This is a genomic window from Alteromonas sp. ABH4_452, assembly GCF_056311825.1.
This window is the reverse complement of sequence record NZ_CM149973.1, coordinates 192,530-212,076: the sequence shown is the minus strand read 5'-3', so window position 1 is coordinate 212,076 and position 19,547 is coordinate 192,530. Positions and strand designations below refer to the sequence as shown.

18 protein-coding genes and 1 riboswitch are annotated in these 19,547 nt (G+C 46.5%); of the genes, 13 read left to right on the top strand and 5 right to left on the bottom strand.

Features of this window, described 5'->3' with window-relative positions; translation table 11 throughout:
- Window positions 1–53: 53 nt before the first annotated feature.
- Window positions 54–165, bottom strand: a riboswitch (TPP riboswitch).
- Between the two features lie 111 nt (window positions 166–276).
- The 4 genes from ACYX4N_RS00890 to hemC form a co-directional block, all read right to left on the bottom strand.
- The gene (locus ACYX4N_RS00890; protein WP_476055302.1) at window positions 277–1,452 is read right to left on the bottom strand and encodes a heme biosynthesis HemY N-terminal domain-containing protein; all 1,176 of its coding nucleotides are present in this window, start codon (window positions 1,450–1,452) and stop codon (window positions 277–279) included.
- Window positions 1,449–2,621, bottom strand: a complete 1,173-nt coding sequence (locus ACYX4N_RS00885; protein WP_476055301.1) for a uroporphyrinogen-III C-methyltransferase — start codon at window positions 2,619–2,621, stop codon at window positions 1,449–1,451. Before ACYX4N_RS00885 ends, ACYX4N_RS00890 begins: the two co-directional genes overlap by 4 nt.
- On the bottom strand, window positions 2,622–3,353 hold the full coding sequence (locus tag ACYX4N_RS00880; protein ID WP_476055300.1) for a uroporphyrinogen-III synthase: 732 nt from the start codon (window positions 3,351–3,353) through the stop codon (window positions 2,622–2,624).
- A gap of 77 nt (window positions 3,354–3,430) precedes the next feature.
- Window positions 3,431–4,369, bottom strand: a complete 939-nt coding sequence (gene hemC, locus ACYX4N_RS00875; protein ID WP_476055299.1) for a hydroxymethylbilane synthase — start codon at window positions 4,367–4,369, stop codon at window positions 3,431–3,433.
- A 197-nt stretch (window positions 4,370–4,566) separates the two neighbouring features.
- Here hemC and ACYX4N_RS00870 point away from each other — a divergent pair, with 197 nt between their 5' ends.
- Entirely contained in the window at window positions 4,567–5,628 is a 1,062-nt protein-coding gene (locus tag ACYX4N_RS00870) for a GGDEF domain-containing protein (RefSeq protein WP_476055298.1), read from the top strand.
- A gap of 151 nt (window positions 5,629–5,779) precedes the next feature.
- On the opposite strand, the gene ACYX4N_RS00865 is transcribed toward ACYX4N_RS00870, so the two are convergent.
- Window positions 5,780–6,451: an alpha/beta hydrolase gene (locus ACYX4N_RS00865; protein WP_476055297.1), complete on the bottom strand. Its 672-nt coding sequence runs from the start codon at window positions 6,449–6,451 to the stop codon at window positions 5,780–5,782.
- A gap of 277 nt (window positions 6,452–6,728) precedes the next feature.
- On the opposite strand from ACYX4N_RS00865, the gene gmk reads away from it, so the two are divergent.
- From gmk to ACYX4N_RS00805, 12 genes are all read left to right on the top strand, one after another.
- Window positions 6,729–7,370, top strand: coding sequence for a guanylate kinase (gmk, locus tag ACYX4N_RS00860; protein ID WP_179981966.1), 642 nt, complete (start codon window positions 6,729–6,731; stop codon window positions 7,368–7,370).
- A 169-nt stretch (window positions 7,371–7,539) separates the two neighbouring features.
- Complete coding sequence (rpoZ, locus tag ACYX4N_RS00855; protein WP_015065914.1) at window positions 7,540–7,812, top strand: DNA-directed RNA polymerase subunit omega; 273 nt, start codon at window positions 7,540–7,542, stop codon at window positions 7,810–7,812.
- A gap of 142 nt (window positions 7,813–7,954) precedes the next feature.
- On the top strand, window positions 7,955–10,066 hold the full coding sequence (spoT, locus tag ACYX4N_RS00850) for a bifunctional GTP diphosphokinase/guanosine-3',5'-bis pyrophosphate 3'-pyrophosphohydrolase (protein WP_474828607.1): 2,112 nt from the start codon (window positions 7,955–7,957) through the stop codon (window positions 10,064–10,066).
- Window positions 10,067–10,090: 24 nt separating this feature from the next.
- A complete protein-coding gene (locus ACYX4N_RS00845; protein ID WP_014975316.1) occupies window positions 10,091–10,477 on the top strand; it encodes a RidA family protein in 387 nt (128 codons plus the stop codon).
- Between the two features lie 3 nt (window positions 10,478–10,480).
- Window positions 10,481–11,188 carry a tRNA (guanosine(18)-2'-O)-methyltransferase TrmH gene (gene trmH / locus ACYX4N_RS00840; protein ID WP_476055296.1) on the top strand — a complete coding sequence of 236 codons (708 nt, stop codon included), beginning with the start codon at window positions 10,481–10,483 and terminating at the stop codon, window positions 11,186–11,188.
- Window positions 11,189–11,375: 187 nt separating this feature from the next.
- Window positions 11,376–13,448, top strand: a complete 2,073-nt coding sequence (gene recG, locus ACYX4N_RS00835; RefSeq protein ID WP_476056404.1) for an ATP-dependent DNA helicase RecG — start codon at window positions 11,376–11,378, stop codon at window positions 13,446–13,448.
- Complete coding sequence (locus tag ACYX4N_RS00830) at window positions 13,441–14,241, top strand: class I SAM-dependent methyltransferase (protein WP_476055295.1); 801 nt, start codon at window positions 13,441–13,443, stop codon at window positions 14,239–14,241. The genes recG and ACYX4N_RS00830 overlap by 8 nt, the downstream gene beginning before the upstream one ends.
- Before the next feature lies 1 nt (window position 14,242).
- Window positions 14,243–14,716 carry a redoxin family protein gene (locus ACYX4N_RS00825; RefSeq protein WP_476055294.1) on the top strand — a complete coding sequence of 158 codons (474 nt, stop codon included), beginning with the start codon at window positions 14,243–14,245 and terminating at the stop codon, window positions 14,714–14,716.
- Between the two features lie 354 nt (window positions 14,717–15,070).
- Window positions 15,071–15,880: a hypothetical protein gene (locus ACYX4N_RS00820; RefSeq protein WP_476055293.1), complete on the top strand. Its 810-nt coding sequence runs from the start codon at window positions 15,071–15,073 to the stop codon at window positions 15,878–15,880.
- Window positions 15,881–15,889: 9 nt separating this feature from the next.
- Window positions 15,890–16,924, top strand: a complete 1,035-nt coding sequence (locus ACYX4N_RS00815; protein ID WP_476055292.1) for an extracellular solute-binding protein — start codon at window positions 15,890–15,892, stop codon at window positions 16,922–16,924.
- Window positions 16,921–18,444 carry an ABC transporter permease gene (locus tag ACYX4N_RS00810; protein ID WP_474802961.1) on the top strand — a complete coding sequence of 508 codons (1,524 nt, stop codon included), beginning with the start codon at window positions 16,921–16,923 and terminating at the stop codon, window positions 18,442–18,444. Before ACYX4N_RS00815 ends, ACYX4N_RS00810 begins: the two co-directional genes overlap by 4 nt.
- Window positions 18,444–19,484, top strand: a complete 1,041-nt coding sequence (locus tag ACYX4N_RS00805; protein WP_476055291.1) for an ABC transporter ATP-binding protein — start codon at window positions 18,444–18,446, stop codon at window positions 19,482–19,484. Before ACYX4N_RS00810 ends, ACYX4N_RS00805 begins: the two co-directional genes overlap by 1 nt.
- Window positions 19,485–19,547 lie beyond the last annotated feature (63 nt).

The following is a 19,547-nucleotide window of genomic DNA, read 5'->3' as shown; positions in this document are numbered from 1 at the left end:
CAACAGCAAAATAATTTCGCTTCACAACGCCAAACCACAGTTTTACATTGCACACATTGTATTTTCTTGTTCCCTTCGCAGGTACTAGCCTGATCAGGTTCTACGGATCCCGCTTTCGCGGTCTCAGCTTACTGGGTTACCAGTGAAGCACTCCGACAAGTTGTTTAAGTCAATTAGGGTTGTGGTTGAAACAACCCGAATTGAGAATTCCTTTTTACTATATCTTCAACTTTAGTTGAAATACAAGTACTACCAGAAAGCTAAACGAATATTCATTTAGCTAGCTAGTTGCTGTCCTTCCTTGTAAAGCTGAAGTGCAGTGGCTGTGTCATGCTTGCGTTCACTAATGGCAGATAGCAGCAATAAGTCCTCTTTGCGCGAATGCATTTTTGTGGCTTTAAGCAAGGCTTTTTCAGCTAACACGTCATCGCCCGAGTTGAATGCCACTTGACCTAGCGTGGAATAAAGCTCAACGTTTTCTTCGTCTTGCTTTATCCAGCTTTCAAGTAAACGTAATGATGGAGATGCATCAGGAATATTAAGATGCGTGAACAGCGGGAATAGGGCGCCATTCGGGCCACGTTTTTGCCATTCAACTAACAAATTTTGAGCGTCGGCATGCATACCTTGGTCAAGAAGCTGTTGAATGTAAGCGGCGCGATAAGCGTCGTCGTGACGTAATTTACGAGGCAGTGTGTCCCAATACGATTTAAGCTCAACGGCACCTTGCTTACTGGCAATTTCTGCAAACTTACCTTTAGCAATACGCTGGCTCCACGCGGTGTAGTCAGCTTTAGGCAAGGCTTTACGCCAGCCCGATAAATTCTCTTGAAGCACCTGCCACTTACCTAGCTTGGCAAGAATTTGCGCTTTTAACTGCACAACCTGCTTGTTGTCACGATCTTGCTCGTCTAGTTCGTTAAGCTTTTCGAGTGCAGCCTCAAACTTTTCTTCAGCTACATCAATGCGTGCATGCATTACCGTTGCAGCTACTTTCGCTTTCGGAAAGTCGGTGGCTTGAACCAGAAAGTAACGAGCTTTGGCTAGGTCGTCGTTGGCAAAGGCAATTTGCGCTGAGGCTAAATAGTTTACGCCTTCAAAATCACCATTGGTGGTTTTGCCTAACGCTTTTTGTGCCGAATCAAAATCACCTGCGGCCATGGCGTGCAAGCCATCGTAAAACGCGCGCTTGCGCTTACGTTCACCTAAGGTGCCGAACCATTTATGTGAGCCTGTAATTAAGCTTAACGCCCACAAAACAAAACGGGATAACACGTACCAGGCTATAACGGCGCCAATGACCAAAATACAAAAGCTGATCACGGTCATCTCAATGGCTGTGCTGCCAAGAGAAATAAGCACATAACCTTTGTCACCAAGTATCATTGGTCCAACAATAAGCGCAACAACGAATGCGGCTAATACCGCAAGGGCAATAGCTAACCATTTCATAGTGCGCTTGCTCCTTGTCCGAACACCTGCTTAACACGGCTATCCAATAAACGCTCTAGCGGTTTCTGTGATGCCAGCTCTGTTGGAATTGGACGCGATACATCGGTAGCCATTAGGTTTTGAAGTGCATCCACAAAGCCGGTTACTTGGCTTTTTTCAGTATCGTATTTTTCTGTAAGCAGCGTTTGTGCATATTGAAGTGATTGGCTGTAAAGGCCAGCATCGCCTTGAAGTGCGGCGGTTTGTGCGTGCATAAGCTGCAGACGAAGCTGCTCTTTTGCCAAGAACTGCGCTTCTAATGAAAGTACTGGCTCAACCGGGCCTTCAATAGTTTTAACGGTAAGAAAATCATTTACCAACGAACGCCACACCTTTGCAAGGTTGTCCTGCCAGTCGTCAGCCGACTCAGACAAGGTGGTGTCTTCTGCGTTAGCATCTTCAGGTTTTTCGAAAGTATCCAATGGCAGCTTATCGATTTGCGCAATCATGCCAGTAAGGGCAAGTGCTACTGAGCTTTGCGACACCGGGTTTAGTTGCTGCAGCGTTTGAATATCTTCAGCTAGGCTAGCGCGAACGGGTAGCACCGACGGGTCGGCCAAAGACTTTAAACGCTTATCTGCATTAACCAACAACAAAATTGCTGTTCGAACATCGTTTTCCAGCCAAAGCTTTCTGCCCGCCATACGAACTAAATAGTCAGCTTCTGCAATTAGCCAGTCGGCAGGGCGGCGACCTTCCATATTATTAAGCTGTTGAAGGGTAGACTCGGCCTGTAAGCTAAGTTTCTCGTTCTCAGACTTAAGTTCATCTACCGTATCTTGTAAGGCTTTATTCGTTCGCGACACGTCTTCTAGCGTCGCTAAAATGTCGCTACGCTCGCGTTCGATATTGTTTAACTTTGCCGTGTTGCTTTGCTGTGCGTTGGTAGAATCTGCGCTAGCAGACTGCTGCTGCATGTAATACCAGTAGCCTGCGCCAGCCATGCCTATTACGGCTAAGAACAAAATGATTACAACGAACCATAGCAGGCCATTGCCTGATGATTTCTTTTTCTTAGTGCCAGATTCAGTCGATTCACTCTGCGTGGCAGAAGACTCAATTACTTCTTTTTCAGCTTCCACTTTTACGAGTTCCTCTTTTTGTGGGCTATTTTCATTATTGTTGGCCATTCAATACTCCCAGTTATCCTTTACCCAGGCGATGAGTGCCTGATCGGTGGCTCGCTGACAAACCGCTACCTCTTTAACGCCTTTGCTGTTAAGGGTTTGGGCGACTCGGTCACTCACTGTTAGCCATTTAAAGGCTAACAAAGCGTTCCCAAATTGTTCTATCAGTTGCAGTGCCATTGCTTCGCTTGTAGCGATAATGCCGCTAACTTCGCCCATTTTCCAACGTTTTGTGTAAACTGGGCGTGTAAGTTGCTCCCTTTTATAAACGCAAAAGCTATTTACTAAAATACCTTTTTCGTCTAATCCTTTTGCTATGGCTTCTCGTCCACCTTCACCTTTAATAATAACGACATGCTTACAGTTTGCCTCATTAAGCTGATGCATTGCCAGTATACCTTCGGATGTATGGACCTTTGGAGTAACAACATTCGCCGAAGAAAACGTTTCAAGGCCAGCCTGCAGTTTGCGCGCAGTGGCATCGCCAACGGCAATAATCAAAGGGAGTGGGGGGGCTGTGTCACGCAGCCCCGAAATAACACTATTCACAGCGTATACGCTGGTAACAATAATTGCGTTTACTGTATTTAGGGCTAAATACTCTGCCGCGGCTTTTTGTTCAGAAGAGATGTTAATAATGTCAGAAGTGGCGATCCCGACCGCATTAATGCCCGCTTGTTCGAAAGCCGAAGCACTCGCTTTTAATTTTGGCAGTGGGCGCGTGAACAGAAGCATTTTATTTAACTCTCATCCTTTTAAGTCTGCTGCGCATTCCTATGTGCGCAGAAATGCGCGCTTCTACTAAATATAACTTAGTTATAAAGTGCTTTAAGAATTTCCCCAGCACCTTGCTCTAAAAGCGCTTCCGCCACTTCAATACCTATGTCTGCGGCTTTTTCGCATGACGCGGTAGCCGATGCAAACAGCAGCTCAGAGCCATCTGGTTTCCCAACCATACCCGTTAAGGTTAGTACGTCGCCGTCTAGGGTAGCAAAACTACCAATAGGTACTTGGCAGCCGCCTTCCAATCTCTCATTCATGGCGCGCTCTGCGGTAACACGGGTGTTGGTATCGTTATGATTTAACGCTTGTAGCAAGTTAATTAGCTCTTCGTCGTCATTACGGCATTCAATTCCTACAGCGCCTTGGCCTACAGCCGGCAGCGAAATGTCGGCAGGTAATGCCATGCGAATACGAGATTCCATTTCAAGGCGAATAAGACCAGCGGAAGCCAAGATAATAGCGTCGTACTCACCAGCGTCGAGCTTGGCTAGGCGGGTGTTGACGTTACCGCGCAGGTCTTTAATGACGAGATCCGGACGATATTTGCGAATTTGGCACTGTCTACGAAGACTAGATGTGCCCACTACTGCGCCATGTGGTAACGCATCTAGGCTATCGTGATTGTTAGAAACAAAAGCGTCAAACGGATTTTCGCGTTCACAAATAGCATGCAAACCAAAACCGTCAGGAAACTCTACTGGAACGTCTTTCATTGAGTGAACCGCGATATCAGCACGGCCTTCCAGCATAGCTATTTCAAGTTCTTTGATGAACAATCCTTTACCACCGATTTTCGCCAATGGCGTGTCTAAAATTTTATCGCCCTGGGTACTCATAGGCACAAGCTCAACGGTCATTGATGGATAATGCTCCATTAATTTTGCCTTCACATACTCTGCTTGCCAAAGCGCTAGCGCGCTTTTTCTAGTAGCAATTCGAACGGTGCGGGTAGTGTTGAGGTGACTCATGGCTATTCCAAACTCTGTAAAAAAAGAAACTTAAACGCTGTAACACAACGCTATACGAGATACTTCGTAGTATACGCATTTTCTAGGTTAATGTTTGAAATTAGGTGCAGTTTTCTATTTGGTTTTTGTGCAAATATACGTCTATGCTGTAGTTGGACAAAGTGTCTGCTTATAAATACGGGGAGTAGAGTTGTTAGATGGACAACACGCCAATTGGACAATTACTAAGAAACGCACAGCAAGACGAAGCTGAAGTAAAAAGACGCAAACTGACGTTGTATTTTATTTCCTATGTTGGTGGCACCATAATCGCATTTATGGCGTGGCTTAATTTTGGTACCAATAACCCATTGTTGGTTAGTGTATTAGCTACATCTGCCACCGTTATTTACCTTAACGTTGCGCTTTCACATATTTTCCCCAAAAGTGACGTATTTTATTACGTCGCGGGGCTCATCGTTGTATTCACTATCAATGCGTTGGTTTATACAGGCGGGCTGAATAACACTGGACTGTACTTCATCTTTCCATTGCTTTTTATTCAGATAATAGTAGTGCGATTTAAGCCCGCTATGCTCTATGTTGCTGTCACCATAGGGCTGTCTATTTACATGCTCTATAACCAAGACGTTATTGTTGCAAAATATCCTGCTGAGCATGTTTCACGATTTTTAATTGCCACATTCTGTTTCATTTGCGTTGCCTTTATTGGCGAAAATTTTTGGCATAAAAGCCGAAAAGAAATGCTGCGTGAAAACTTAGAGCGGATGAAACAGGCGAACACAGACCCGCTAACCAAACTCCCAAATAGACGCTTTCTGGAAGCGGTCTTTTTTGAACGGGCCATGAAAGACCCTGGCGCCTATTTTCCCCTAACCGCAGTGGTTGTTGATATTGACCACTTCAAGAAGATTAACGACACCTATGGGCATGATATTGGTGATGAGGTGCTAATCCACTTCACTAGCATTATCAAAGGTGCTGTTAGAGCATCTGACATTGTTGCGCGTACCGGCGGAGAAGAGTTTTTAGTACTCTTTCCCTTGGCCCCGTTGAGCCAAGGCGTAAAACTTGCGGAAAAAATGAGACAGGTTGTTGAAGAAAGTCCATTTGTGGAAGGGGATATTAATCACGAGATTACCGCCAGCTTTGGCGTGGCAACCGCGCTTACCGACGACAAACTGCACGCTAGCCTAAAACAAGCCGACGACAACCTGTACAAAGCCAAAAATGGGGGCAGAAACCGCGTCGCCGAATAGCGCTATGTTTGAGAGTTTCTGCTTCTTGTCTTAATGCCAAGTATAGCGGAGACGAGTAAATCTAATGGTAATCGCCGAAAAGCTGCTCGACACAGTGTGATAATTGGCTTTATTGTTGCTCGTTATCACACTGGGTAAGGCATCGTAAAAGTTAGTTTAAAACCTTCTGAAGCCAAGCGCTGATATCGTTTAGTTCTTGCATGCAGACATTATGCTGCATTGTATACGTCTGCCAAGTAGCGTTAAAACCGCTCTCATTTATCGTTTTAAATGCCGCGTTGCCCATAAATACCGGTACCACTTCGTCCTGGTCACCGTGGGCCATCATAATAGGCGTTTCACGGTTGGTGTCTGTTGCCTCACTTGCAAGTAGCGATGGCTCACACATGTAGGTTGATAGCGCGATAACGCCAGCAAACTTACGGGCATACCTAGGCGCTAAGTGAAGCGCAATAACACCGCCTTGAGAAAATCCAGCAAGCACTATGCGTTCACTAGGAATGCCGCTTTCAATTTGCGCTTCAATAAGTGCTTCTACATGCGCAGCAGACTCTTTCACGCCTTCTAAATCGGCACGACTTTCAAAATCTAATGATTTGATGTCGTACCATGCTCGCATACGCATTCCACCGTTAATGGTGACGGGGCGCTCAGGTGCATGGGGAAAGAGAAATTTGACCGCCATAGATTCGGGAAGTTTAAGTTCAGGCACGATAGGCGCAAACCCGTGGCCGGAATCGCCTAAACCATGTAGCCAGATAACGCAGGCATCAGGCGTAGTGGATGGGTTTATCTCTACGCACGGCAGAAGTTGCTGAGTCATTCTTTATTTCCTAGTTTTGTTGTTGCTTTATCACCAATGGTTATCCTTTCTCACGGGCAATCTCTGTCTTCCCAAGAATGGTGGGGTCAGAGTCACGACTCTGACCCCATAACTCTTGGAAAATTATTATTGTTATTTATTTTACTAACACCGGTCTGCGACTAAAGAGTATGTACCATCAATGGATAAACCAGATAATCGCAGTTACGGCGCAATGGCTTCATATGCTATCATTGCCACTTGAAATCACCACATTTTGATAGAATTTTAATATCCTATGGCTTCACTACTCGGTAATTTATTCATTCTTGCTGCCCCTTCAGGAGCAGGAAAATCAAGCCTTATCAAGGCACTAATGGAAAAGTATGAAGGCAATGCAGCCACGCCTATGCAGGTGTCTGTGTCTCATACCACACGTCAACCGCGTCCGGGTGAAGTAGACGGAGTACATTATCATTTTGTAAGCCGAGAGCAGTTTGAAGCACTTATCGAACAAGGCGTATTTTTTGAGTACGCAGAAGTGTTTGGCAATTATTATGGCACATCCCGAGTGACTATCGAGCAGACGCTACATCGCGGTATTGATGTATTTTTGGATATTGACTGGCAGGGCGCTCGCCAAGTCAAAAAGCTTATGCCAGACACATGTGGTATTTTCATTCTTCCTCCGTCACTCGATGTATTAGAGCAGCGCTTAAACAACCGCGGCCAAGACAGTGAAGAAGTGATTGCAGGGCGCATGGCACAAGCAGTAGCAGAGATGTCTCACTTTAGTGAGTTCGATAGCGTGATCATCAACGATGACTTTGCGACGGCATTGAGCGACTTAGAAGCCATTGTGACAGCACAGCGTTTACGAACAGTAAAACAGCAGATGCGTCATCAAGTGCTATTGGACGAACTGCTCGGTAGCGCGTAAGCTTAACCCTGTTATGGGTGTTTTATTTTAACATCAGGCGATCGCTGCCCTATCTGCGCGATCTGACTGCTTCAAATTCAAACAAAATGCTAGGATCGCGCTACGTATCTGTGTATACTACGCGGCCGTTTTTTGAATAACTTGCTCAACCTAATTTTCGGAGAAATACATGGCTCGCGTAACTGTAGAAGATGCCGTAGATAAAATTGGTAACCGCTTTGACCTAGTGCTTGTTGCTGCACGCCGTGCACGTCAAATTGCCACTGAAGGCAAAGATCCTATGGTTGACGTTCAAAACGACAAGCCAACTGTTACAGCACTTCGTGAAATTGAAGAAGGTTTTGTAACTGCTGCAACGCTTGAACAAGCAGAACTTCAAGCTCAAGAACAGCAAGAACATGCTGAATTTGCATCAGTAGCAAACATCCTATCTGATCAGTAAGACCTCTTTTTAACGGTTTTATCGGTATTTTGGCGCCAGTGCTTTGAAAAAAGCACTGGCGCTTTGCTTTTGGTGTATTGGCTTATTGCGCATTTAAACGTATTCTTAGGGTTGTAACGTTAGATAAGGGTCACGCTCCACTGTGTATTTGTTTGAAGGTTTAAAGCAGAAAGTTTTAGAGTATTTGCCAGCTGAACGCGTACAGCAGGTTCAGGAATCTTTTGTGCTAGCCCAAGAAGCGCACGATGGACAAATGCGCTCAAGTGGCGACCCCTATATTACTCACCCTGTAGCTGTTGCCGGCATACTGGCCGACATGCACCTTGATCACGAAACGATCATGGCGGCACTTCTTCACGACGTTATTGAAGATACCCATTACAGCAAAGAAGATTTAGCTGAAGCGTTTGGTGATACAGTTGCAGAATTGGTAGAAGGCGTTAGTAAGCTTGATAAACTTGCCTTTAGCACGAAACAAGAAGCGCAGGCGGAAAACTTCCGTAAAATGATGATGGCCATGGTGCAAGACATCAGGGTTATTCTTATCAAGCTTGCCGACCGTACCCACAATATGCGCACGCTGGGCTCGCTTCGCCCAGATAAGCGCCGTCGTATCGCACGCGAAACGCTAGAAATATATGCGCCTATTGCCCACCGTTTGGGTATTCACGATATTAAAAATGAGCTTGAAGACTTAGGTTTTCAGGCCATGTACCCCATGCGCCATCGCGCATTAAAATCTGCTGTTCGTCAGGCCCGAGGCAACCGAAAAGAAATCATTGAAAACATTCGCGAAGAGCTTAAGACGCGCCTTGATGCCTACGAGATTGAGTCTGATGTATTAGGCCGCGAGAAGCACCTGTATTCCATTTACCGAAAAATGAAAAACAAAGAACTGATGTTCAACGAGGTAATGGATATTTATGCGTTTCGTATCGTGGTTAAATCAGTAGATAACTGCTATCGCGCGCTTGGTGCTATGCACGGTTTATACAAGCCAATTGAAAACCGCTTTAAAGACTATATTGCTATTCCGCGCACCAACGGTTATCAGTCGTTGCACACGTCATTAATTGGTCCTCATGGTATTCCTGTTGAAATTCAAATTCGTACCCAGGAAATGGACCAAATGGCGGATAAAGGGGTAGCGGCCCACTGGCTTTACAAAGAGCCAGGTGATAATGGCACCACCGCTCAGCTTCGCGCTCGCAAGTGGATGCAAAGCTTACTTGAACTTCAGCAGTCAGCCAGTTCATCGTTTGAATTCATCGAATCGGTTAAGACTGACCTGTTCCCTGATGAAATTTACGTGTTTACGCCAGATGGGCGAATTATCGAATTGCCAATGGGCGCAACCGCTGTCGATTTTGCCTATGCCGTGCACTCTGATGTGGGCAATACCTGCGTGGGCGTGCGCGTAGAGCGTAGAAACTTCAGCTTAAGTAAGCCTCTTGAAAACGGCCAAACCGTAGAAATTATTACCTCGCCAAAAGCGAAGCCTAATGCGAATTGGCTGAACTTTGTAGTGAGCGCCCGCGCGCGTACCCGCATTCGTCAGTACCTTCGTAAACAGCACTCTCAAGAAGCCGTGAACATGGGTAACCGTCTACTTCGTCATGCATTAGGTGCAGTGAAGTTAGATGATATTCCTAATGAAGACATTGAACGTGTGGTGGCAGAAACCAAGCACGCTAATTTTGACGACCTATTGGTAGATATCGGCTTAGGTAACGAACTAAGCGCTATCGTGGCTCGCCGTTTGTTAGGCGAGAGCACGACTGATCTGTCTGACAAGAAAGGCAATGTGGCTATTCGTGGTACAGAAGGCCTGCTTGTTCACTACTCTCGCTGTTGTCACCCTATACCTGATGATGAGATTGTAGCGGTATTAAGCCCAGGTCGCGGTATGACCATTCACCAAACTGGCTGTAACAATATTCGCAAGCTTACCCGTGAAGAGCCTCAGCGCGTGCTGCCCATGCAATGGGACGACAATCCGCAGGGTGAATTCAAAGCGTCGCTACGCATTGAGTTATTTAACCACCAGGGCACACTGGCAACTTTAACGAACACTATTTCAGGGTGCGATTCCAACATCATTGGCCTGCAAACTGAAGAAAAAGAGAGTAATATCTACTTTATCGACCTAGAACTTACTACACACAACCGTGTGCACTTGGCCCGCGTGATGAAGAAAATACGCACCATGCCAGAAGTTCAGAAAGTGTCTCGTCATAGTCAATCACGACACTAATTACTACACTATTTAGGAACTACTATGTCTAAGTCTATTATTCAGACCGATAAGGCACCTGCTGCTATTGGTACTTACAGCCAAGCAGTTAAAGCAGGCACTACCGTTTATCTTTCAGGCCAAATTCCTTTGGTTGCCGAAACCATGGAAATGGTTTCTGACGACTTTGAAGCTCAAGCGGTACAAGTTTTTGAAAACATTAAAGCGGTGTGTGACGCTGCTGGCGGCACTACAAACGATTTAGTGAAAGTGAACATCTTCCTTATCGACTTAGGTCATTTTGCAACGGTTAATGAAATCATGAGCCGTTATTTCACTAAGCCTTATCCTGCGCGTGCTGCCGTTCAGGTGTCGGCACTGCCTAAAGGTGCACAAATTGAAATTGATGGTGTAATGGAACTGCCGGAGTAAGCCATGTCACCTGAGCGTTACCAGCGCATAAGACAAGTGCTGGAAAGAAGGCAAACTGATCTTACGGTTTGCCTTGAAAATGTACACAAGCCGCATAACGTATCTGCTGTAGTGAGAACCTGTGATGCCGTTGGCATTCATCGCGTTCACACCGTGTGGGAAAAGAAATATCAGTTTCGTCGCGGTACGGCTATGGGCAGTCAGCAGTGGGTGCGCCAAACCAACCACGATAATATCAATGACGCGATGGCTGAGCTAAAAGGCCAGGGTATGCAGGTGCTGGTCACTCATTTATCTGATACCGCGGTAGATTTTCGCGATGTCGATTACACCAAACCTACCGCAATTTTGTTTGGTCAGGAAAAGTATGGTGCCTCTGATGAGGCGAAAGCCATTGCCGATCAAGACATCGTTATTCCCATGATGGGCATGGTGCAGTCGTTGAACGTATCTGTAGCTGCAGCTTTGGTTCTTTATGAAGCACAGCGCCAACGTACCATAGCGGGCATGTATAACTCTCAGCAGTTACCCGAAGAAGAGTGCCAAGCATTGGCCTTTCAAAATGGTTACCCGCGTTTGTATAAACTATGCCAACGCAAAGGCTTGCCATTGCCTGCGATTAACGCTATCGGTGAAGTGGATGCTGACGATAGCTGGTGGCGAGAAATGCAAATTACTAAAGCAGAGGCTAACGCGCTAGAAGCCGACTGAGAACTAACGAACTAGTTTTGCTTTTACTATCACTTTTGCATAGGCCAGCGTAAAAAACTGGCCTAAAGCGTACTCGCCAACCCCTCAACAATCCTTTACACTTCTTTTCCTATAACATGTTGAATAATACCAGCTTGTGCCTTTTTAAGGTTAAGTCACTTATGTTTCAAAAGAAGGATGTCGCTTGATGCAAGCACTGGCCACTACACCCATAACTGCGCTTAAAGGCGTGGGCGCAAAGGTGGCAGAAAAACTTAATAAAATAGGCTTGTTTACCCTTCAAGATATACTGTTTCACCTTCCTCATCGCTATGAAGACAGAACCCGTATTTACAGCGTGGCTGAGTGCCGCCCGTTTACCCATGTAAGCGTGCAGGGCGAGGTGATGAGCGCCGACATTCAGTACGGCAAAAAACGCATGCTGGTGGTCAAGCTGAGTGATGGCACAGGTACTATAACCCTACGCTTTTTCCACTTTGGCGCCGTACAGCGGTCAATTATGACACCGGGCAACACGGTGCGTTGTTTCGGCGAAGTGCGTACTGGCAAGTGGGGCATTGAAATGATGCACCCCGAATTTAAGCTAGTGGATGAAGACGCACCGCCCACAGAAGAATCATTGACGCCGGTTTACCCGACCACGGACGGTGTAAAACAGCTAACCCTCCGCAATTTGACTGACCAAGCTTTGAAGCTTTTGGATAAAGGGGCGCTGGCTGATTTGCTGCCCGAGGGTATTTACGACGATCAAATTAGCTTAAATGAAGCGCTTCACTTAGTGCACCGCCCGCCACCCGATGTAGACGTACACGAAATGGAAGAAGGGCTTCATCCTGCTCAGTATCGTTTAATATTAGAAGAACTTCTGTCTCATCATTTAAGTGTGCTTAAAGTGCGCAAGCTATCTGACGCACAGCCAGGTATTCCTATTAAGGTGAATCAGCCGCTTATCGACAAAATGCTCGCTCAACTGCCATTTTCACCAACGGGTGCACAGGCTAGAGTAGTACAAGACATTCAAAAAGATATGCAGCACCCTCGGCCTATGATGCGCCTTGTACAAGGGGATGTAGGGTCGGGCAAAACCTTAGTGGCGGCACTGGCAGCGCTATCAGCCATTGGTGCAGGGCATCAGGTAGCGTTAATGGCACCTACTGAGCTATTGGCTGAACAACACGCGAATAACTTTCGTGGCTGGCTAGAACCTTTAGGTATTGAAGTAGGCTGGCTTGCTGGAAAGCTAAAGGGTAAAGCCCGCAATGAAGTTTTAGCTCGCTTAGAAGCCGGAGACATTCAAATGCTGGTGGGTACGCACGCTATTTTTCAGGAAAGCGTGAACTACCAGCAGCTAGCACTGGTTATTGTGGATGAGCAGCACCGCTTTGGTGTACATCAGCGCTTGGCCCTTCGTGATAAGGGTGAACAGCAAGGTCGCTACCCTCATCAGCTAATTATGACGGCGACGCCTATTCCAAGAACGCTGGCCATGACAGCCTATGCCGATTTAGACACCTCGGTTATTGACGAACTGCCCCCAGGCAGAACACCGGTGCAAACCGTGGTGCTGCCGGATACACGCCGCGCTGATGTAATTGAGCGCGTACGTCAGGCCTGTAAAGACAATGGCCGCCAAGCCTATTGGGTTTGTACGCTTATTGATGAGTCGGAAGTATTGGAGTGTCAGGCCGCTGAAGATGCCGCGGTTACCCTGCGTACAGCGTTGCCAGACTTACACGTTGGTTTGGTACACGGGCGTTTAAAGCCTGCAGAAAAAGCGCAGGTTATGGCCGATTTTAAAGACGGAAAGCTGGATTTATTGGTAGCAACTACGGTTATTGAAGTAGGCGTAGACGTACCTAATGCCAGCATCATGATCATTGAAAACCCTGAACGATTGGGTTTAGCGCAGCTTCACCAGTTACGTGGCCGAGTTGGTCGGGGGGCGGTCGAAAGTCAGTGTGTACTTATGTACCAGAGCCCACTATCGAAAACCGCTACTCAGCGCCTTGGCGTATTGCGCGAGTCTAACGACGGGTTTTATATTGCCCAGCGCGATTTAGAAATTCGTGGCCCAGGTGAATTTATGGGCACCAAACAAACCGGAATGGCAGAGCTTAAAATAGCAGATCTAGTACGCGACGCTGCTCTTATTCCAAAAGTACAGGAAATAGCCTATACACTGTGGGACAAATATCCCTCTCACGCTCAAGCCATCATAAATAGATGGATAGGGCATAAGGAGCAGTACGGTCATGCTTAAGAGTGTGCCTTTGGTTGTATGTGATAACAGCAACAGCGCTAACGCCAATAGCGATGACGCGGGGCTAATTAACGCGATTAGCGAAAAATGGGGCTTTCCTGTTGTTAGCAGCAGTGAAAAACCTAGCGAAGGCCTGTATCTGCAGGTACAAAACGGCGTGCTGGGTCTTGCTGACGCTGGCGAGAAAAAAGTGAACCCAGTAGAGGTAGATTTTGCTTCGCCAGCTAGTTTGTACCGGAAACAGCATGGTGGTGGTCGCAAAGAGCCTATAGTTAAAGCTATAGGCCTAAAGGGCAATGAGGCGTGGCACGTGGTAGATGCAACGCCTGGGCTAGGACGTGATGCTTTTGTGTTGGTAAGCGTTGGCTGCAAGGTCACTATGATAGAACGATCGCCTGTGGTTGCTGCCTTGCTTGAAGATGGTATTCGCAGATTAGCACTTAGTTTTCCAGAACTTGCAGCTAAAATGTCGCTTCAGCATGGAAATAGTGCTGAGGTAATGCAATACTTCTCTGGTGAGAATGTGAACGCTATTTACTTAGACCCCATGTTCCCACACAAAAAGAAGTCAGCCTTGGTGAAAAAGGAAATGCGGCTGTTTCAGCAACTGCTTGGTCATGACCCAGACGCAGATGCGCTGTTACCGCCAGCACTAGAGCTAGCTACGCACCGGGTAGTGGTTAAACGCCCAAACAGTGCAAACGTGCTGGCAGGAATAAAAGCATCAATGGCTATTGAAAGCAAAAAACACAGATTTGATGTGTATTTGTGTCAAAAAAATCTAGGAGAGTAGCATGATACAAGTTGGGGGCACTTTGCCTGAAGTAGATTTTAGCCTTTTGGAAAATGGCGAAATAACTAACCCAGGAACAAACGAATTGTTTTCAGAAAAGCGCGTTGTACTATTCGCTGTACCCGGCGCTTTTACACCTACTTGCTCACAAGCTCATTTGCCAGGCTATGTTGCGCTTGCTGATAAGCTTAAGGCAAAAGGTGTTGATAGCATTATTTGTCTGAGTGTGAACGATGCATTCGTTATGGATGCGTGGGGTAAAGCAAACAATGCAGAAGAAATTACCATGCTGGCCGACGGCAATGGTTTCTTTACCAAGCAAATTGGTTTAGACATGAGTACAGGTAACTTCGGTGGCTTGCGTTCGCTACGCTATTCTATGCTTGTAGAAGATGGCGAAGTTAAAAAGCTAAACGTTGAAGACCCTGGTCGTTTCGATATAAGCGATGCCCAAACCATGTTAGATAGCCTTTAATTTTACAAAAGGCGTTAAATACTCAAAGCCCGCAACGATTGTTGCGGGCTTTTTTCGTTTAGTTTTTTGTGAATATTCATTAATTTATATATGCGTATACTTGGTCGCTATTTTCATTAAAATGTAACCCAACTATGATCTAGCAGTTTGCTAATTGCGTTGAATATCAAGGTGTTCAGCGAGGGTTAATCATTTAACCTGCATTATTGTGGGTTAAAAATGTAGAGAAACTAAAGGCTCGCGTAAGGCTCATGCACTGCGTTACTTAGCGTGTAGCCTCGTTTAGTTACCTTTACTTGCTTAATGATAATAAGTATCATTTGCGCGAAAAGACAAATGTTTTAGGAAAAAATTATGACAATAACACTGAAAAAAATAAGCGCCTTAGTACTGGCTTCGGCCGTTACTTTCTCGATGTTTTCTTCACACGCGCTTGCAAACGGTGCCATTGGTGATCACGTAAACAATTTACATGCACATATTGGTGAGTACACCGAAGAAGTACATTGGTTAGAAAGTAAGTTTGGCAGTGTTGTTGATGCGTATGAAGCAAAAGATAAATCGCTTAAAACAGACGCGTTAATCGAGTACTGGGAAGAAGTGGACTTTCACTCAGCTATCGAAACCCAATACGTGCCTATCTATGCTTCTATTTGGCAAGGTATTTATGGTGTAAAGGTAGCTATTGACGAAGGTAAGCCAGTTTCTGACGTGCGCGTAGAGCAAGAGAAGCTAAATCATGCCTTGTGGCAGGCGCTAGGCGCAGTTAAACTTGCGTCTCAATATCAGAAGAAAGGTCTGGTAGGCAAAGTTCAAACTACTGAAAAAGAACCAACTACAGGGCCTGAAGTTATCGACGATATCAAAACACGTCTTGATCGTGTTGTTGCCAAGTACGCAGAACAGCTTCACGAGGTGGCAACAACCCTAGTGCACGACACCTACCTTCAACGTTTTGAAGGTGTAGAGGGTGACTTGATTGCGAAAGACGCAGCCTTGGTTGAAGACCTAGAAAAAGATTTTAACGTAACGCTTCCACAAGCCATTTCGAAAGATACGGGCGTAGATGCGGTGCGTAAAGTGGTAGAATCTATGCAGGCTAAACTTGATCGCGCTCGTACACTGCTAGTTGAAGTAGAGAAAAGTCGTAAAGACGTATTTTAAGGAAGGGGTATGCAACGTAGAACATTCTTACAAGGCTTAGCTGCAGCCGGTGCATTAACTGGCTTGCCGTTTAGTTTTGCCCACGCTATGACCCAAACTGGCAGTGTGTCAGTAGAGTCTTTGCCTAAATTAGAAGGTGATCTCACCCTTTATTTAGGGCGTGGTGAAGGCGGTCTGTACGAAAATGTTCTAAAAGCCATTGAAAAGCGCAACCCGAAGCTGAACCTAAAAGTTAGACGCGGCGGCTCAGCAGCACTGGCAAATACCATTGTTGCTGAAACACAAGCGGGCGTTAAACGCGCTGATTTGTTTTGGGCCGTCGATACAGGGTCAATTGGTGTGGTGACTGACGCAGGCGCTGCAAAGCCGTTGCCTGATGACTTGCGTTCGCAGCTTCGCGAAGATTTTCAGTACCCTAGCTGGTCACCGGTAACTGGGCGTGTGCGTACACTGCCGTATAACACAGAGCGCGTTAAGCCCGAACAAATCCCAGAAAGCGTAATGGCGTTAGCCGATAGCGATTTAAAAATTGGCTGGGCGCCGGCTTATTCATCATTTCAGTCTTTCGTCACCGCCATGCGTATTTTGGAAGGCGATAAAGCCACTAAATCATGGCTTAAAGGCATTAATAAGCACGCAAAAAAGTATGCTGGCGAACTCGGTGTAGTGATGGGCGTTGAACGTGGCGAAGTAGATATTGGCTTTGCCAATCACTACTACACTCTTCGCCTTAAATCGGGTAAACCAAACGCAAATGTGGCCCTTGCTTACAGCAAAGGCGATGCAGGTTGCTTGGTTAATGCGTCTGGCATTGTGGCATTAAGCGACGGTGACTTACCGGTTAACTTTATCCGGTATCTGCTGTCGCACGAAGTACAGTCTTACCTTGCTCGCGAGGCATATGAAATACCTTTGGTTCAAGGGGTTGAACCACCACAAGGCTTGGCGGATTTAAGCACGCTTTCGCCACCTGAAATGGATCTTCGTAAACTGGCTGATTTACGCCCAACACTTAACCTTATGAGGGAAGTTGGCGTACTGTGACAAACTGGCCAAAGTCGTATCCACTGGCACTACTTATTGCGCTGATGGCTTTATTGCCCGTCGGCGTTTTGTTTTCTTTAGCTCAAGATAGTGCCCAGCTTTTCGATACCCATAACCTTCGTGTACTAGGCAATACTATTTCATTGGTAGTACTTACCATCATTGGTTCGGTGCTTATTGGTGTACCCCTTGCCTTTTTAACCGCCTATGTGCAAATGCCGTTCAAGCGCTTCTGGCTAATTCTACTTGCTGCGCCACTGGCGTTGCCTAGCTATATTGGCGCATTCGCCATGTACTTCTCATTTGGTATTGGCGGAGAGATTGAAAACGTTCTAGGAATTAGCACACCCCCTATTAGCGGCTTGTGGGGCTCGGCGTTGGTCATGAGCCTATACACCTATCCCTTTGTAATGATGACAACACGCTCGAGCCTGTTGAGTTTAGATGCAAGCTTAGTTAACGCGGCGCGTACGCTAGGTCTGTCGTTAGGTGCTAGCTTATGGCGTGTGGTGCTACCGCGCGTAGTAAACAGCGTTGCTGCGGGGGCACTTCTTGCTGCGCTTTACGCGTTATCTGATTTTGGCACACCCGCAATAATGGGCTTCGACACCTTTACCCGCGTTATCTTTGTTGAATATAACGCTTTTGGTTTGAGCCAGGCGGCTATGCTAAGTCTGCAGCTTATGGTGATTGTTGGGCTTATTCTGTTTATAGAAAGCCGTATAGGTGGGGCGCAAGAACGCCCAGGAAAGCACTTATCCTTATTTCCTGCGCGCTGGCAGCGCAACCTCATGTTGCTTGCGACCATGCCTGTTGTCTTTATGGCTATTGTACTTCCTCTAGCTATCTTCACCTTGTGGTTAGTGCGAGAGGGCACAGGCGGCTTTGAATTAAGCTATGCATGGAATTCAGCCCATGCCTCTTTTATCGCGGCGATTGTGGCCGTGTTGCTTGCTATCCCCGTTGCTCACGCGGCTATTGCGGGTAAAGCGGGCCGATTTATGGAGCGCATTACCTATTTTGGCTTTGGTGTTCCAGGCATTGTTATGGGAACGGCACTGGTTTACGTGGGCCTTAAGTACTTGCCAGCGCTTTATCAAACCTTAAGTTTATTGGTTATGGCCTATGTACTGCGTTTTATCCCTCTAGCGGTGGGAAGCGTAAGAAGTACCGCCGAGAATATAGATTCGGGGTTGGTTAAAGCTGCCCGCGTACTTGGTGCTAGCCCAAGGGAAGCCTTTATACGGGTTACGCTGCCGCTTACCCTTCGTGGTATGATTGCAGGGGCTGCTTTAGTATTTTTAGAAGCCATGCGTGAGCTGCCTGCCACGCTGATGTTGGGGCCTACAGGTTTTGAAACCTTAGCCACTTACATGTGGCGTGTTTACGAGGCGGGTTACTTTGGACGTGCTGCCGTACCTGGCCTTCTACTTGTTTTATTATCTGGTGTGGGATTAATTCTCATGCTGTCGGGCGAAAGAAAAGCCCAGTTTACCGTTACCGAGGATGATCGTTCGTAATGCTTAGTGTAAGTAATTTGTCAGTGAATTATGGGTCTACCCGCGTTGTCGACAAGTTAAATCTTGAGCTTGCGCAAGACGAAATCCTGATGTTGGTGGGGCCAACTGGCTGCGGTAAAACCACTATTTTGCAAGCATTGGCAGGGCTTATCCCTATTTCAGAAGGCGCAATGAGCCTAGGTAATTGGGAGAGTACAGCAAATAAACACGTGCCGCCTGAAAAGCGTAACGTGGGCATGGTGTTCCAAGACTTCGCGCTGTTTCCCCATCTTACTGTTCAGCAAAACGTATGCTTTCGATTAAAAGACACTAAGCTTGCCGACCATTGGCTTAAATTATTAGGCCTAGATAATTTCCGCGATGCTAAACCTGCACGTCTTTCCGGTGGGCAAAAGCAGCGCGTTGCGCTAGCAAGAACCCTTGCGCACGAACCTTCTTTTGTCCTGCTAGACGAACCCCTTTCAAACCTAGATGCAGCACTAAAAGACAGCTTGCGTTGGGAAATTCGCGATGCGCTTAAAAAGGCGGGCGTGCCTGCAATTTGGGTAACCCACGATCAGGAAGAAGCGTTAAGTGTTGGCGATAGAGTGGGCATATTAAACAAAGGCGTGTTGGAGCAACTAGACACACCTGAAGCCTGCTACTCTTCGCCAGCCAGCCGCTTTGTGGCGCGTTTTATGGGTGAGGCAAGTTTCTTAAGTGCAACCTTTGACGGTAGCGCTGCAAATACAGACAAGACAGTAGTTACTGAAATTGGAAACGTGCCAGGAACGCCGCTTCAAGGTGCTAACGGCAATATAGATTTGCTCGTACGCCCTGACGATTTAAGTTTAGATGCAGCTCACAGCGAAACTAATTGTACGGTAGAGTGGGTGCGCTATGAGGGCGAAAGCAGACTTTATGCAGTTATGCTAGACAGCGGCGATGAACTGAAAGTGCGCGTAAGTCACGAAAATGCCATTAAGCCAAATACTCGAGCGTTCGTTCAGTTAATTACTACGCACCCCTTGGCCGTGTTTCCTAAAAAAGATAAAGCATAAGTCGGTTCATAACTGACTAAAACCAGAACATAAAAAGGGCAGCCAATCGGCTGCCCTTTTGCT

What these genes read in the sequence shown, in the direction of transcription:
- ACYX4N_RS00890 (WP_476055302.1), bottom strand. Translation starts at nt 1,452, where the DNA reads ATGAAATGGTTAGCTATTGCCCTTGCGGTATTAGCCGCATTCGTTGTT.
- ACYX4N_RS00885 (WP_476055301.1), bottom strand. Translation starts at nt 2,621, where the DNA reads ATGGCCAACAATAATGAAAATAGCCCACAAAAAGAGGAACTCGTAAAA.
- ACYX4N_RS00880 (WP_476055300.1), bottom strand. Translation starts at nt 3,353, where the DNA reads ATGCTTCTGTTCACGCGCCCACTGCCAAAATTAAAAGCGAGTGCTTCG.
- hemC (WP_476055299.1), bottom strand. Translation starts at nt 4,369, where the DNA reads ATGAGTCACCTCAACACTACCCGCACCGTTCGAATTGCTACTAGAAAA.
- ACYX4N_RS00870 (WP_476055298.1), top strand. Translation starts at nt 4,567, where the DNA reads ATGGACAACACGCCAATTGGACAATTACTAAGAAACGCACAGCAAGAC.
- ACYX4N_RS00865 (WP_476055297.1), bottom strand. Translation starts at nt 6,451, where the DNA reads ATGACTCAGCAACTTCTGCCGTGCGTAGAGATAAACCCATCCACTACG.
- gmk (WP_179981966.1), top strand. Translation starts at nt 6,729, where the DNA reads ATGGCTTCACTACTCGGTAATTTATTCATTCTTGCTGCCCCTTCAGGA.
- rpoZ (WP_015065914.1), top strand. Translation starts at nt 7,540, where the DNA reads ATGGCTCGCGTAACTGTAGAAGATGCCGTAGATAAAATTGGTAACCGC.
- ACYX4N_RS00845 (WP_014975316.1), top strand. Translation starts at nt 10,091, where the DNA reads ATGTCTAAGTCTATTATTCAGACCGATAAGGCACCTGCTGCTATTGGT.
- trmH (WP_476055296.1), top strand. Translation starts at nt 10,481, where the DNA reads ATGTCACCTGAGCGTTACCAGCGCATAAGACAAGTGCTGGAAAGAAGG.
- recG (WP_476056404.1), top strand. Translation starts at nt 11,376, where the DNA reads ATGCAAGCACTGGCCACTACACCCATAACTGCGCTTAAAGGCGTGGGC.
- ACYX4N_RS00830 (WP_476055295.1), top strand. Translation starts at nt 13,441, where the DNA reads ATGCTTAAGAGTGTGCCTTTGGTTGTATGTGATAACAGCAACAGCGCT.
- ACYX4N_RS00825 (WP_476055294.1), top strand. Translation starts at nt 14,243, where the DNA reads ATGATACAAGTTGGGGGCACTTTGCCTGAAGTAGATTTTAGCCTTTTG.
- ACYX4N_RS00820 (WP_476055293.1), top strand. Translation starts at nt 15,071, where the DNA reads ATGACAATAACACTGAAAAAAATAAGCGCCTTAGTACTGGCTTCGGCC.
- ACYX4N_RS00815 (WP_476055292.1), top strand. Translation starts at nt 15,890, where the DNA reads ATGCAACGTAGAACATTCTTACAAGGCTTAGCTGCAGCCGGTGCATTA.
- ACYX4N_RS00805 (WP_476055291.1), top strand. Translation starts at nt 18,444, where the DNA reads ATGCTTAGTGTAAGTAATTTGTCAGTGAATTATGGGTCTACCCGCGTT.